Annotated in this window: 12 protein-coding genes; 8 read left to right on the top strand and 4 right to left on the bottom strand. The window is 70.9% G+C overall.

Annotated features, from left to right (window positions below):
• Positions 1-165 precede the first annotated feature (165 nt).
• The 4 genes from OG520_RS34795 (at position 166) to OG520_RS34780 (ending at position 6,378) form a co-directional block, all read left to right on the top strand.
• Positions 166-1,617: a Gfo/Idh/MocA family protein gene (locus OG520_RS34795; protein WP_399334228.1), complete on the top strand. Its 1,452-nt coding sequence runs from the start codon at positions 166-168 to the stop codon at positions 1,615-1,617.
• Between the two features lie 203 nt (positions 1,618-1,820).
• Positions 1,821-3,710, top strand: a complete 1,890-nt coding sequence (locus tag OG520_RS34790) for an ABC transporter transmembrane domain-containing protein (RefSeq protein ID WP_406015747.1) — start codon at positions 1,821-1,823, stop codon at positions 3,708-3,710.
• A complete protein-coding gene (locus OG520_RS34785; RefSeq protein ID WP_406015746.1) occupies positions 3,707-5,488 on the top strand; it encodes an ABC transporter ATP-binding protein in 1,782 nt (593 codons plus the stop codon). Before OG520_RS34790 ends, OG520_RS34785 begins: the two co-directional genes overlap by 4 nt.
• Before the next feature lie 107 nt (positions 5,489-5,595).
• Positions 5,596-6,378 carry a hypothetical protein gene (locus OG520_RS34780; RefSeq protein WP_406015745.1) on the top strand — a complete coding sequence of 261 codons (783 nt, stop codon included), beginning with the start codon at positions 5,596-5,598 and terminating at the stop codon, positions 6,376-6,378.
• Positions 6,379-6,404: 26 nt separating this feature from the next.
• Here OG520_RS34780 and OG520_RS34775 read toward each other — a convergent pair whose 3' ends face one another.
• A complete protein-coding gene (locus OG520_RS34775; protein WP_406015744.1) occupies positions 6,405-7,196 on the bottom strand; it encodes a metal-dependent hydrolase in 792 nt (263 codons plus the stop codon).
• Positions 7,197-7,334: 138 nt separating this feature from the next.
• Here OG520_RS34775 and OG520_RS34770 point away from each other — a divergent pair, with 138 nt between their 5' ends.
• Together OG520_RS34770 and OG520_RS34765 are read left to right on the top strand one after the other, a co-directional pair.
• A complete protein-coding gene (locus tag OG520_RS34770; RefSeq protein ID WP_385330846.1) occupies positions 7,335-9,848 on the top strand; it encodes a DEAD/DEAH box helicase in 2,514 nt (837 codons plus the stop codon).
• 49 nt (positions 9,849-9,897) lie between these two features.
• Positions 9,898-10,770, top strand: coding sequence for an acyl-CoA thioesterase (locus tag OG520_RS34765; RefSeq protein ID WP_406015743.1), 873 nt, complete (start codon positions 9,898-9,900; stop codon positions 10,768-10,770).
• Between the two features lie 56 nt (positions 10,771-10,826).
• Here the strand turns inward: OG520_RS34765 and OG520_RS34760 are convergent, their stop codons facing one another.
• Entirely contained in the window at positions 10,827-11,078 is a 252-nt protein-coding gene (locus OG520_RS34760; protein WP_399334218.1) for a DUF6011 domain-containing protein, read from the bottom strand.
• Positions 11,079-11,166: 88 nt separating this feature from the next.
• Here OG520_RS34760 and OG520_RS34755 point away from each other — a divergent pair, with 88 nt between their 5' ends.
• Positions 11,167-11,832, top strand: coding sequence for a hypothetical protein (locus OG520_RS34755; protein WP_406015742.1), 666 nt, complete (start codon positions 11,167-11,169; stop codon positions 11,830-11,832).
• A gap of 36 nt (positions 11,833-11,868) precedes the next feature.
• Here the strand turns inward: OG520_RS34755 and OG520_RS34750 are convergent, their stop codons facing one another.
• Positions 11,869-12,165, bottom strand: a complete 297-nt coding sequence (locus OG520_RS34750) for an SHOCT domain-containing protein (RefSeq protein WP_406015741.1) — start codon at positions 12,163-12,165, stop codon at positions 11,869-11,871.
• Positions 12,166-12,242: 77 nt separating this feature from the next.
• The gene (locus OG520_RS34745; protein WP_266422901.1) at positions 12,243-12,692 is read right to left on the bottom strand and encodes a DUF6325 family protein; all 450 of its coding nucleotides are present in this window, start codon (positions 12,690-12,692) and stop codon (positions 12,243-12,245) included.
• Positions 12,693-12,928: 236 nt separating this feature from the next.
• On the opposite strand from OG520_RS34745, the gene OG520_RS34740 reads away from it, so the two are divergent.
• Positions 12,929-14,698: a cation:proton antiporter gene (locus OG520_RS34740; protein WP_406015740.1), complete on the top strand. Its 1,770-nt coding sequence runs from the start codon at positions 12,929-12,931 to the stop codon at positions 14,696-14,698.

The raw sequence follows: 14,698 nt of genomic DNA, 5'->3' as shown, positions 1-14,698 counted from the left end.
TCGACGCGTTCGAGCCCGCCCGGCATTTTTGCGTGTGTACGAAAGTCCATGGTTTCGGAACAGGAGTCCAATCACTCCCCTTGCGCAACAGCAGACCCAACTACCAAGGTCCTTACCGAGGTTCAATACCAGCCGCGCACGTCAGACCCCCTTAACGGAGGATCGATGAACGACGCAGCACAGCAGAACGACGGTACGCAGGGCGGCGACGAGGGCTCCATGAGCCGCCGCTCGGTCCTGTGGACGACCGCCGGAGTGGCCGGTGCCGGGCTCGGGCTCGGTGCCCTCGGGAACTCCACCGCAGCCGCCGCCCCGGGCCGGGGGCCGGAAGCCGCTGCCGCGGAGCGGGCGGACGCTCCGAAGCGCCAGGGCAGGACCATGGTGGGGGTCCCCTTCGACCGGCGTTCCACCGTCCGGGTCGGCATCGTCGGCCTCGGCAATCGCGGTGGCAGCATGATCGATCTCTTCCTCGCCGTCAGTGGTGTACAGGTCGTCGCCGTCTGCGACCCGGTCAAGGCCAAGGCGCAGCGGGCTGCCGCGAAGGTGACCGCCGCGGGTCAGCCGGCACCCGCCGTCTACACCAATGGTGAGGACGACTACGAGAACCTCTGCAAGCGCGGGGACATCGACTTCGTCTACGTGGCGACGCCCTGGGACTTCCACTTCCAGATGGCGAAGACCGCCATGCTGAACGGCAAGCACGTCGGCGTGGAGTGTCCGATCGCTCTCCAGCTCGACCAGCTCTGGGAACTGGTCGATCTGTCCGAGCGCACCAGACGCCACTGCATGCAGCTGGAGAACTGCTGCTACGGGCAGAACGAGATGCGGGTGCTGCGCATGGCGCATGCCGGTCTCTTCGGTGATCTGCTGCACGGCGCGGGCGCGTACAACCACGATCTGCGTGGCCTGATGTTCGACCCGGGGTACTACGAAGGTCCCTGGCGCAGGCTGTGGCACACCAGGTTGCGGGGCGATCTCTACCCCAACCACGGGTTCGGCCCGGTCGCCAACTACATGGACATCAACCGCGGCGACCGTGCGGTGAGCATCACCAGCGTCGGTTCCCCGTCCCTCGGCCTCGCCGAGTACCGCGAGAAGAACATGCCGGCCGGCGACCCGAGCTGGAAGGAGACCTATATCGAGTCCGACCGGACGATCAGTCTCGTCCAGACCGCCAAGGGACGAGTGATCCGGCTGGAGCACGACGTGTCCACGCCGCATCCGTACTCGCGGATCAACAGCCTCGGCGGCACGAAGGGCGTCTTCGAGGACTACCCCGCCCGTATCTACATCGAGCCCGACCACACCAATGACAACTGGGGCGACTTCGCCAAGTACCAGGAGTGGGACCACTGGCTGTGGAAGGAGCACGCCAACCCGCCCGGCGGTCACGGCGGCATGGACTACATGCTGGTGTTCCGGCTGATGCAGTGCATGCGGCTCGGCCTCGTCCCCGACTTCGACGTGTACGACGCGGCGACCTGGACGTCCCCCGTGCCGCTCAGCCATCTGTCCATCAGGGCGAAGGGCGCGCCGCAGCAGATCCCGGACTTCACCCGCGGTGAGTGGAAGAAGGCCCGCTCCGGCATGGACTCGGAGAACCCCGAGAAGGCCTGACCGGCCGATGCGAACGAGCGGGCCGGGTACCCGCGCCACAGGGCCCGGCCCGCCCGTTCGCATCGCGACCGTGGCGCGAAAAGTGCGGTTCGCGGAGAAAACCAATTGCTCCGACCGACGTCCCAGGGCGAACCTTGCACGGTTTGGATCAATCACCTTGATCCATTCACCGAACGAACCGTCACACCGAACCATGGGACGTCATGCAGATTCGCGATCTTCCCTACCCGGATCCCGGCGATCCCGATGTCCGGTCGGGCCCACGCTTCCTCCTCTGGCTCGGCCGCAATCAGCTCAAGGGCCAGCTCGGATCCATGTCCTGGGGCCTGCTCCACCAATGCTCCATCGCCGGGCTGCCGCCCGCCGTCGGTCTCGCCGTTCAGGCGGTGGTCGACCGTTCCGGCAGCCGGCTCGCGTGGTCGGGCGGCCTGATCGCGGTCCTGGGCGTGCTGATCGCGCTGGGCGACACCATGCTCCACCGGACGGCCGTCACCAACTGGATCACCGCTGCCGCCCGGGTCCAGCAGCTGCTGGCCCGTAAGACCGCGGAGCTCGGCTCGGCGCTGACCCGTCGGGTCGCGGCGGGCGAGGTGGTCGCGGTTTCCACGGGCGACGTCGAGAAGATCGGCTGGTTCGTCGAGGCCCTCTCGCGGTTCGCCGCGGCCGCCGCCGCCCTGGTGCTGATCTGCGCGGGGCTCCTCCTCTATCTGCCGTCGCTGGGCATCCTGGTGACCCTCGCCGTGCCGCTGCTGGCCCTCGCCGTGCTGCCGCTGCTCCCCCGGGCCACCCGGCGCGCGGATCTCCAGCGCGAAAAGGCGGGCAAGGCCACAGAACTGGCTTCGGACACCGTGGCGGGGCTGCGGGTGCTGCGCGGGATCGGCGGCGAGGAACTGTTCCTCGGCCGCTACCGGCGTGCCTCCCAGGAGGTCCGCGAGGCCGCGGTGCGCAGCGCGCGGATGTGGTCGCTGATCTCGGCGATCCAGGTGCTGCTGCCGGGCGTGCTGCTCATCTCGCTGGTCGTGTACGGGGCGGTGCTGGCCCGGGACGGCCGGATCGACGTCGGTCAGCTGGTCACGGTGTACAGCGCGGCGACGCTGCTGCTGTTCCCGCTCCGTCACTTCGAGGAGATCGCGATGGCGTACTCCTTCTCGCGGCCTTCCGCCCAGCGCGCGGTCCGGGTGCTGTCGTTGCGCCGCACGGACCGGCCGTCGTCCATCGACGCGGCACCGGCCGGCGATCTGTACGACCCGGTCACCGGTCTGATGGCCCCGGCCGGCCTGTTCACCGCGGTGGTCTGCGGAGATCCGGACGAGGCGGGCCGGCTGGCCGAGCGGCTCGGCGGACACGCACAGGTGAACGCGGACCCGGACGCGGTTGCCGACAGAAGCGGGCGCGCCGCGGAGTCGGAGGGCGGAGCACGCGACGCCTCCGACGCGGACGCCGCGGCGCGGAGCGCCCCGTCCGTCCTGCTCGGTGGCGTGCCGCTGGACGAACTCCCGCTGGACTCCGCCCGGACCGCCGTGCTGGTCCAGGACAAGGACCCGGTTCTGCTGTCCGGGACGCTGCGCGAACTGCTGGACGTTCCGTCGTCCGGCCGGGTGACCGCCGAGGAGGCACTGACGGCCGCGCAGTGCGGCGATGTGCTGGACTCCTTGGCGCAGGCGTCGCTCGCCACGGACGGCGACCCGATGACGACCCGGATCACCGAGCGCGGCCGGTCGCTCTCGGGTGGCCAGCGTCAGCGGCTCGCGCTGGCCCGCTCCTTGGTGACCGACCCGGAGGCGCTGGTTCTCGACGAGCCGACCTCCGCCGTCGACTCGCACACGGAGGCCCGGGTCGCCGCCGGAATCAAGGCACTGCGCCGGGGCCGTACCACCGTGGCGTTCGCCTCGTCACCGCTGCTGCTCGACCTCGCGGACCGGGTGGTGCTGGTGCACCGGGGCACCGTCGTCGCGGTCGGCGGGCACCGTGAACTCCTGCACACGGACCCCCGCTACCGGGCGGTCGTGACACGCGAGACGGACGACGAGATCGCGGCCCTGACCTCTCGGGGCGCGACCATGACGATCGAGGAAATCGAGGAACGGGCATGATCGGCGTCGCAGTACCGGCGTACGACCCGGCCGCGCCGGAGTCGGCGACGACCCTGCCGGTCGGTACCCCCACCACCGTACGGAGCTATGTACGCGAGCTGCTGCGGCGCCATCGCGGACGGTTCACCGTACTCGTCGCGTTCAACGCCATCGCGGTGATCGCGTCGATCGTCGGCCCCTATCTGCTGGGCGGGCTGGTCGAGGACCTCTCCGACGGTGTGCGGGACCTCCATCTGGAGCGCACCGCCGGGGTGTTCGCGCTCGCGCTGATCGTGCAGACCGTGTCCACCCGGCTGATGCGCCTGCGGAGCGCGATGCTCGGCGAGGAGATGCTGGCCGATCTGCGCGAGGACTTCCTCGTACGGTCGGTCGGGCTGCCGCCGGGGGTGCTGGAGCGGGCCGGTACCGGGGATCTGCTCTCCAGGATCACCACGGACATCGACCGGCTGGCCAATGCGATGCGCGAGGCCGTGCCGCAGCTGGCGATCGGCGTGGTGTGGGCGGGGCTGCTGCTCGGTGCGCTCACCGTGACCGCTCCCCCGCTGGCACTCTCCGTACTGATCGCGCTGCCGGTGCTGATCCTCGGCTGCCGCTGGTACTTCAAGCGGGCACCGTCCGCGTACCGTTCGGAGGCCGCGGGATACGCCGCGGTAGCCGCGATGCTGGCGGAGACGGTGGACGCCGGACGGACGGTGGAGGCGCACCGGCTGGGTGCGCGCCGGGTGGCGCTGTCGGACACGCGCATCGCCCAGTGGACGGCGTGGGAACGCTACACATTGTTCCTGCGCTCCGTGCTCTTCCCCGTCATCAACGTCACGTACGTGACGATTCTGGGCGCGGTGCTGATGCTCGGCGGCTGGTTCGTCATCGAGGGCTGGCTGACCGTGGGACAGCTGACGACGGGTGCGCTGCTGGCGCAGATGATGGTCGACCCGATCGGTCTGATCCTGCGCTGGTACGACGAGCTGCAGGTCGCCCAGGTGTCACTGGCCCGGCTGGTCGGGGTGCGGGACATCGAGCCGGACGCGGGCGATGCGGGCGTCGTCCCGGACGGCCGGGACGTGCGGGCCGACGAGGTGCGCTTCGGGTACCGCGCCGGCCTCGACGTCCTGCACCGGGTGTCGCTGGACGTCGCGCCGGGGACGCGCCTCGCGCTGGTCGGCCCGTCCGGCGCCGGCAAGTCCACGCTGGGCCGGCTGCTGGCCGGGATCTACGCCCCGCGTACGGGCGAAGTGACGCTCGGCGGCGCCGAGTTGTCACGGATGAAGGCGGAGGACGTACGTGGGCATGTGGCGCTGGTCAACCAGGAGCACCATGTGTTCGTCGGTTCGCTGCGGGACAACCTCCTGCTGGCCCGTACGGGCGCCGAGGACGCCGAGCTGTGGGCGTCGCTGGCGGCCGTCGACGCGGACGGCTGGGCGAGGAGCCTGGACGAGGGGCTGGACACCGAGGTCGGCTCCGGCGGTCTGGCGCTGACTCCGGCCCAGGCCCAGCAGATCGCCCTGGCCCGGCTGGTCCTGGCCGATCCGCACACGCTGGTGCTGGACGAGGCGACATCGCTGCTGGACCCGCGGGCAGCCCGCCATCTGGAGCGTTCACTGGCCCGGGTGCTGGACGGCCGCACGGTCGTGGCCATCGCACACCGGCTGCACACCGCGCACGACGCGGATGTGATCGCGGTGGTGGAGGGCGGCCGGATCAGTGAACTGGGCAGTCATGACGAGCTGGTGGCGGCGGACGGCGCGTATGCGGCGCTGTGGCGGTCCTGGCACGGCTGAGCAGGCCACGCGTGGCGTCCGCGCGCCTGAGCGGATTCGGGCGGGCGGACAGGCCGGCGGACGGGAACACTGGACAGCCCCGGGGTACCACCCGCGACAATCGGCGCATGAGTGTCGAGCTCGTGGTGGCCGGTATCTCGGGTGTGGTCGCGCTCGCCGGTGTTGCGCTCAGCGGCCGGGCGACGCGGAAACAGGCCTTGCTGAGTGCCGAGTTGACGCAGGGGTCCGCCCGTCGCGCCCGGTCCGAGCAGCGGCAGGACGTGATGAGCCGCTACCGCGATCCGCTCCTCTGGGCGGCCTTCGACCTGCAGTCCCGCCTGGAGAACATCGCGGTCCGCGAAGTGGGCTTCCTGACCACGCACTACGCGTGCGGCTCACCGCACACGCGCGAGTACGCACGCCGCAACACCCTGTTCGTGCTCGCCGAGTACCTGGGCTGGGTGGAGATCATTCGGCTGCGGGTCAGGTTCCTCGACCTCGGTGACCGGGAGGACAACCGCAGGATCGTCGCCCTGCTCTTCGAGGTCGGTAAGGTCCTGAGCTCCGACAGGTATGCCGATGCCCGGTTCTCCCTCTTCCGCGGCGAGCAGCGCGCCATCGGCGAACTCATGGTCGCCGATGGCGGCGAGAGCTGCATCGGCTACGCCGAGTTCTGCCGACGCCTCGACACCGATTCCGCGTTCGCGGCCTGGTTCGACCGTCCGAGCGACGACATCGAAGAATCGGCGCGAACCGCGCCGGCCGGGCGGTTGGTCGATCTCAGGAATTCGCTGCTGGAACTGATCCAGTTCCTCGATCCTGACGGCGTGCGCTTCCCGGCGGACCAACGGCACCAGGTGCCCGGTCACCGGCTGAGCCCCGATCGTGCCGATGGCGCGGACCGCCGGTGATCCGGCGGCAGAGCCGCCCGCGGCCGTCAGATGAAGTTCAGCGCGGCCGCTCCGCCCACTCCCCCGAGCACCATGAACACCGGCATCAGTACCTTCAGCTCCACCCAGCTCCCGGCCCGGAACCGCATGGCCTTCGGCGGGCCGATCGGGTACCAGCGCTTGCGGCCGATCGGGATGGGCCACAGGATCGGGCAGCCGGAGACGGTGAGCGCGTCGCCGATGTCGTGGACGAGGGCGCCGAGCACGATCGGCAGCCCGAGCCAGAGGTACTCCTGGCCGGGGGCGGTGAACAGCCAGTCCGAGCCGTTGCCCGGCTTGTCCAGGACACCGGCCAGTATCCAGGCGCTGGTCGCGCCGAGCAGCCAGACCAGGACGTCGCTGGACATCCGGGCGGCCCGCCACAGCAGCCCTTCGACGGCGAGCACCAGGTGGACGAAGAGGATCCCCAGGACCGCCCACCGGCCGCCGGTGATCGCCGCCGCGGAGGCTCCGGCGCCGATCAGGACCGCCCACAGCCAGGTGTGGGTCAGCGTCCGGTGGCCGCCGTTGCGGGTCGAGTCGCCGCGCATCCTGGTCGCCTTGTAGACGGCGTGCGAGAGCTTGTCGACGATCTCGCAGAGCCCCCGGGACACCGGCCCGAAGGCGCGCGAGATGGTCGCGGACTTGTGGTCGAGGTCCGGGGCCAGCGCGGCCCCGGCGGTGATCAGCGCGCCGACGACGAGGACGGGCCACGGCATCGCGTGGCCGGCGGCCGCCGCCGCCGCGCCCACCCCCAGCCAGGCCGCTGCCCCTGACAGAGAGTGTGCCGGTCCCATCATGGTTCTTCCCGCCCCCAGAGTCGTATCGTTGCCATTGCCGTTATGGCACGGCCGAGTTGAGTGGGAAGCGTATCGCCCGTGATCTTCATACGGTCGTCCGGTTCCCTCATCCGGGCGGAAGGCAGGCAAGATGGGGGCGTGACCCTTATCGATCAGCTGCCCCCGACCGACGACCCCGATGCCCTCTTCGAGGCTTTCTCGTCATGGACCGAGACACAGGGCATCACCCTCTACCCGGCTCAGGAGGAGGCGCTGATCGAGGTGGTCTCCGGCGCGAATGTGATCCTTTCCACCCCGACCGGTTCCGGAAAGAGCCTGGTCGCGGCGGGTGCGCACTTCACCGCGCTGGCCCAGGACAAGGTCACCTTCTACACCGCGCCGATCAAGGCGCTGGTCTCGGAGAAGTTCTTCGACCTGTGCAAGCTGTTCGGTACGGAGAACGTCGGCATGCTCACCGGCGACGCCTCGGTCAACGCCGACGCCCCGGTGATCTGCTGCACGGCCGAGGTGCTGGCCTCCATCGCGCTGCGCGACGGCAAGCACGCCGACATCGGCCAGGTCGTGATGGACGAGTTCCACTTCTACGCCGAGCCGGACCGCGGCTGGGCCTGGCAGATCCCGCTGCTGGAGCTGCCGCAGGCCCAGTTCATCCTGATGTCGGCCACGCTCGGTGACGTCCGGATGTTCGAGGAGGACCTGACCCGCCGCACCGGCCGCCCCACCTCCGTGGTGCGCTCCGCGACCCGGCCGGTCCCGCTCAGCTACGAGTACCGGCTGACCCCGATCACCGAGACCCTCACCGAGCTGCTGGACACCAGGCAGTCACCGGTCTACATCGTGCACTTCACCCAGGCCGCGGCCGTCGAGCGGGCGCAGTCGCTGATGAGCATCAACATGTGCACCAAGGAGGAGAAGGAGAAGATCGCCGATCTGATCGGCAACTTCCGCTTCACCACCAAGTTCGGCCAGAACCTCTCCCGCTATGTGCGGCACGGCATCGGGGTACACCACGCGGGCATGCTGCCGAAGTACCGGCGCCTGGTGGAGAAGCTCGCCCAGGCCGGTCTGCTGAAGGTGATCTGCGGTACGGACACCCTCGGCGTCGGCGTCAACGTCCCCATTCGCACGGTGCTGTTCACGGCGCTCACCAAGTACGACGGCACCCGCGTCCGTACGCTGCGCGCCCGGGAGTTCCACCAGATCGCCGGCCGTGCGGGCCGGGCCGGCTTCGACACGGCGGGCTTCGTCGTGGCGCAGGCGCCCGAGCACGTCATCGAGAACGAGAAGGCCGTCAAGAAGGCGGGCGACGACCCGAAGAAGAAGCGCAAGGTGGTCCGCAAGAAGGCCCCCGAGGGCTTCGTCGCCTGGTCGGAGACCACCTTCGACAAGCTGATCCAGTCCGACCCGGAGCCCCTGACCTCCCGCTTCCGGGTCACGCACACCATGCTGCTGTCCGTGATCGCGCGTCCCGGCAACGCCTTCGAGGCGATGCGGCATCTGCTGGAGGACAACCACGAGCCGCGCCGGGCGCAGCTGCGGCACATCCGCCGGGCCATCGCGATCTACCGCTCGCTGCTGGACGGCGGTGTCGTCGAGCAGCTCGACAAGCCGGACGCGGAGGGCCGGATCGTCCGGCTGACCGTCGACCTCCAGCAGGACTTCGCGCTCAACCAGCCGCTGTCCACCTTCGCGCTGGCCGCGTTCGACCTGCTGGACCCGGACTCCCCCTCGTACGCGCTGGACATGGTCTCCGTGGTCGAGTCGACGCTCGACGACCCGCGGCAGATCCTCGCCGCGCAGCAGAACAAGGCGCGCGGCGAGGCGGTCGGGCAGATGAAGGCGGACGGCGTCGAGTACGAGGAGCGGATGGAGCTGCTCCAGGAGGTCACGTACCCGAAGCCGCTGAGCGAGCTGTTGTGGCACGCGTACGACGTGTACCGCAGGAGCCACCCGTGGGTGGGCGACCACCCGGTCTCGCCGAAGTCCGTGATCCGTGACATGTACGAACGCGCCATGACGTTCACGGAGTTCACCTCCAACTACGAGCTGGCCCGCACCGAGGGCATCGTGCTGCGCTATCTCGCCAGTGCGTACAAGGCGCTCGAGCACACCATCCCGGACGACATCAAGTCCGAGGACCTGGAGGACCTGATCGCCTGGCTGGGCGAGATGGTCCGCCAGGTGGACTCCAGCCTGCTGGACGAGTGGGAGCAGCTCGCCAACCCGGAGGTGGAGACCGCCGAGCAGGCGCAGGAGCGGGCCGACGAGGTGAAGCCGGTCACGGCCAACGCCCGCGCCTTCCGGGTGCTGGTGCGCAACGCGATGTTCCGCCGGGTGGAGCTGGCCGCGCTGGACAAGGTGGGCGAGCTCGGCGAGCTGGACGGCGACGCGGGCTGGGACGAGGACGCGTGGGGCGATGCGATGGACGCCTACTGGGACGAGTACGAAGACCTGGGCACCGGTCCGGACGCCCGCGGCCCGAAGCTGCTGAAGATCGACGAGGACGCGGCGCACGGTCTGTGGCGGGTCCGGCAGACCTTCGCCGATCCGAACGGCGACCACGACTGGGGCATCAGCGCGGAGGTCGATCTGGCCGCTTCCGACGAGGAGGGCCGGGCCGTCGTCCGCGTGACCTCCGTCGGTCAGCTGTGAGGGCGTACGCCGTGGGGGCGGCGCCGCTGCGAGAGTGGAGACGAACGGCATGACGAATCCCGCCGAGCGCCTGGTCGATCTGCTCGACCTGGAGCGGATCGAGGTCAACATATTCCGTGGGCGCAGCCCTCAGGAGTCCCTGCAGCGGGTCTTCGGCGGGCAGGTCGCCGGCCAGGCACTGGTCGCGGCCGGCCGGACCACCGACGGGGACCGGCCGGTCCACTCGCTGCACGCGTACTTCCTGCGCCCGGGGCGTCCGGGGGTGCCGATCGTGTACGAGGTGGAGCGCGTCCGGGACGGCCGGTCGTTCACCACGCGCCGGGTCACGGCCGTCCAGCAGGGCCGGACGATCTTCAATCTGACGGCGTCCTTCCACCGGCCGGAGGAGGCGGGCTTCGAGCACCAGCTGCCGCCGGCCCGCGAGGTCCCGGATCCCGAGGAGCTGCCGACCGTCGCCGAGGAGGTCCGGGAGCACCTGGGCGTGCTGCCGGAGGCGCTCGAACGGATGGCTCGGCGGCAGCCCTTCGACATCCGGTACGTCGACCGGCTGCGCTGGACGAAGGAAGAGGTCAAGGGCGCCGACCCGCGCAGCGCGGTGTGGATGCGGGCGGTCGGCCCGCTGGGCGGCGATCCGCTGGTGCACACCTGTGCGCTGACATACGCCAGTGACATGACGCTGCTCGACGCGGTCCGTATCCCGGTGGAGCCGCTGTGGGGTCCGCGCGGCTTCGACATGGCGTCGCTGGACCACGCGATGTGGTTCCACCGGCCGTTCCGGGCCGACGAGTGGTTCCTGTACGACCAGGAGTCGCCGGTCGCCACGGGCGGCCGGGGGCTGGCGCGTGGCCGGATCTACGACCGCGGCGGCAATCTGCTGGTGTCCGTGGTGCAGGAGGGGCTGTTCCGCCGTCTCGGCGATTAGGGCCTGCCCGGCGACCCCGGCCATGATCCGCCGGACAGGCCCCAGGGCCTGCCCGGTCAGATGCCGGGCAGCGGGTCCTGCTCGACCTCGTGGCGGCGGGTGCGGATGTCCGGCGGCGCCGGGTGGAGTTTGGCGTCGCAGGCGGGGCCGAGGCCGGTGCGGCGTGACTCCGTACCGGTGAGCGGGCGGCCGCACATGCGACAGAGCACCACCCGTCGCCGGGCGGTACGGCCTGCCTGGTCGTCCTCGGGCGAGGGTCCGGTACCGGATCCGGGGAGGGGCTCGGGGAGGGGCTCGGCGAATTCCACGGATCGATCTTCTCAGGACGCCCGTCCACCGTGCGACGTCCGAGCAGCACACACACGTCCGAGCAGCACACGACGGAGGAGTTCACTGGTGAGCAGCGTGCTGACATTGAAGCCGGTTCCGGGGGAGACCTCGCCCGTCAGCCGTGTCGTCGAGTTCGCCGACGCGCCCGGCGGCGAGTCCCGGGTGGTCGCCCATGTGGAGCGCGAACTGCCGGAGGGCGGGATACCGGCGTATCTCGCGGCCCGCGGGACAGGTGCGCGCTCCTTCGTCCTGTGGGCCGACCCCGAGCGCCGGACCCGACTGGCCACCCTGGTCACCGCGTCCGCGGTCGACGGCGTCGCCACGTACCGGGTGCTGGGCGTGCAGGGCGAGCTCATCGGCACGCTCGTCCGTGAGAAGGCCCTCCACGGCAAGGGGCTGCGGACCCGCTGGACGGTCGCCCAGGTGGGCTGCCCGGAGGCGGTCGGCTTCAAGGGCCGGATCTTCTGGTGGTACGTGTGGTGGCTGCTGCTCCCCATCCAGGTGGCGATCGGCGTGGGCAGCCTCCTGAGCGGCGGGGGCGATGCGGCGCGCGGACCCCGGCGCATCATCTGGCGGGCCGGCCGGGAGGTTCCGCTGGAGTTCTTCTCGGACGACGACGAGATCCATGTCCACGCGCCGTGGGTCGACTGGCGGCTCGCAGCCGCGCTGAGCGCGCTGATCCGCACCTTCGACAGCTGGATGGGCACGCCCTGGGACGACAAGCGCAAGTGAGGCGGGCGCGCGGGCCCGGTCGCACGGCCGGACCGGTCAGCCGGCGAGGATCCTGGCCTTCTGGGCCTCGAACTCGCTCTCGCTCAGCACACCCTGGCTCTTGAGGTCGCCGAGGTCCTTGAGCTGGGCGATCTTGTTGCTCATCTCGTCCGCCGGCGCGAGGGACGTGGGCGCCGGAGGCGGTGGCGCCGCGGGGGCGGGCCGGGGCTGCGCCTGCTCGGCGTCCTGCCGCGCCCAGCGGCCCGCCTGGCGCCGGGAGACCCGGTTGGAGACGGAGGTGGCGGTTCCGGCGATCACCGCTGTACGGGCGACGCCACGAAGAAGGCCTGGCATGGTGCATCTCCTTTGACTGGCTCTGCGAGAACGGCCGACGGCCGGCTCCGCGAATCCGGCCGGCCCGGTACGGCGGCTCAGGCCCTGGACCCGGCCTCGGCCGCGTCGAGCGATGCCAGGACCTCCTGGATCGGGATGCGCCCGTTGGCGACGAGCCGTCCCCCGGAGCGGCGCAGGGCGGCAGCGAGCGGTCCGGCCCACACGTTCTCGTAGATGACGATCCCGGCAGCGCTGCCGGGTTCGAGAACCGCGCTCACCTCGTCGATGTCGTCCCGGCCGAGCAGGCCGGAGGACACGCCTTCGAACACGGTGAGGTCTTCATGGCCGTCCGCGGTCAGCTCGGAGAGTTCCACGCCCGCGACGGTGCCGTCCTGGTCCTTCCTGACGAAGACCAGGTCCAGGATCCGGATGATTCCCCGGTCGACCAGGTCGACCAGCAGGGGCAGTCCTTCGCCCGTCATCCGGTTCCCCGGGAACTCGACCACCAGGTAGTCGATCGGCCCTGTCTCGTCGGTCTCGCTGCTCACACCGGCTCCTCGGAGTCTCGACTGCCCCGCGTCCGGCCGGGGCCTGTGCCTCCGTCATTGGAGCAGCGGGCGGGCCGGTGCGCATCTCGGTCGTGCGGTGCGGACGAACGCGGCCCGGTTACGCCATCGGAGGGACAACGGGTCCCTCCAACGGCCGAGTGGTGCGAGCCGCGCCCCGCCCTTCCCCCACCGCCGCCGATGGTTGCCGGGCAGCACGCGTCCGAGGAGGCACGAACATGACGGCCGATGAAGTAATGGTGGGTGTGGGCCTCGTCGTGGTGCTGGCGGTCGGCTCGCAACTGCTGGCGAGCCGGCTGCGGGTGCCCGCCCTGTTGATCCTGCTGCCGGTCGGCTTCGTCGCCGGGGCGCTGACGGACAACGTCGATCCCGGGAAGCTGCTGGGCGATGCCTTCTCCCCGCTGGTCTCCCTCGCGGTGGCGGTGATCCTCTACGAAGCCGGACTCGGCCTGGAGATCGGGCGGCTCCGGGGCCATACGCGTCGCATCGTGGTCAGGCTGCTCTGGCTGGGGGCGCTGATCACCTGGCTGTCCGCCGCGTTGTTCGCCGTTCCGGTGCTGGGCATGTCCAAGGGCGCGGCCGTGATGCTGGGCGCGATCCTCGTCGTGTCCGGGCCGACGGTCGTGGGGCCGCTGCTCAATTTCGTCCGGCCTTCCGAGCGGCTGCAACGCGTCCTGATCTGGGAGGGCTCCCTGATCGACCCGGTCGGCGGCATCCTGGGGGCGCTCGTCTTCCACGCCGTCGTCGCCGGTGAACTCAAGGGGTTCGGGAGCCAGTTGGAGCAGTTCTCGGCCAGCGCCGCAGTGGGTGCGGTGGGCGGCGTGGTCGGGGCGGGGGTGCTGTGGCTGCTGCTGCGTCGTGCCCGGCTGAGCGAGGAACTGGCCACATCCGCGCAGATCGCCGCGGTGATCGGGATCGCGGCCGCCTGCGACGCGCTCCGCGAGGACACCGGGCTCATCTCCGCGGTCGTCATGGGAATGGCCATGGCGAATCTGCCGGGCCTGGACATTCCGGCCCGCCGGCCGTTCCTCGACACACTGGTCTCGCTGATCATCGGCCTGTTGTTCATCTCCATCTCGGCCACGGTCACCCCGGCCTCGCTGCGGCATGTGGTGCTGCCCTCGCTCGCGCTGGTCGCCCTCCTGGTCCTGGTGGTGCGCCCGCTCGTGGCGCTGGTGTCGACGGCCGGTACCGATGTCCGCGGCGGGGAGAGATGGTTCATCGGGTGGATGGCCCCGCGCGGCATCGTCGCCGCGGCGACCGCCTCCACGTTTTCGGCGACTCTGGTGGCGCGGGGCGTCGACGGCGCCGAACGGATTCTGCCCGCGACCTTCGTGGTGATCGTCGCCACCGTCACCCTGTACGGCCTGACGGCGTTCCCGGTCGCCCGGCGGCTCGGGGTGCTGCGCCCGTCCCGGTCCCGGCCGCTGCTGGTCGGCGGCGCACCCTGGGCGGTCGACCTGGGGCGCGCGCTGAGCTCGGCGGGGCTGGACGTGCTGATGTGGGCGGGCGCCGAGCGGCAGCGGGCCCGGATCGAGGAGGCCGGGCTGCCCCTGGCGCCGGGCGAACTGCTCGCGGCGGCCTCCGGTGCCGGGGCGGAGCTGGCGGGCATCACCGGTGTGCTGCTGCTCACCGAGGAGGACGACTTCAACGCACTCGCCGCCATGACCCTGCGGGAGAGCGTCGAGGGCCCGGTCCACCGGCTCGCTCCGGCCGCCGACAGCCAGGGCGTGGTGGCGCCGTACACCGGGGGCGAGCCTCTCTTCCGTACCGGCCTGACCGGCCCGGAGCTGGCCCGCCGGTACGAGGCCGGGGCCCGGGTGCTGGCGCGGCGGGCCGACGGCGCCGTCCCGGCCGGACACGACGTGCTGTTCGTCGTCCGCCCCGACGGGCGGCTCGCCCCGGTCACCCACACGCGGACCCCGGACATCCGGCCGGGCGACACCGCCGTCCTCCTCGGTCCCCCGTCCCGGCAGCCGTCGCTCTGA

Origin of the sequence: Streptomyces sp. NBC_00984 (assembly GCF_045162475.1) — a bacterium.
GTDB lineage: Bacteria > Actinomycetota > Actinomycetes > Streptomycetales > Streptomycetaceae > Streptomyces.
Note: the sequence above shows the minus strand (reverse complement) of the source record. Positions and strands in the feature narration are given on the sequence as shown.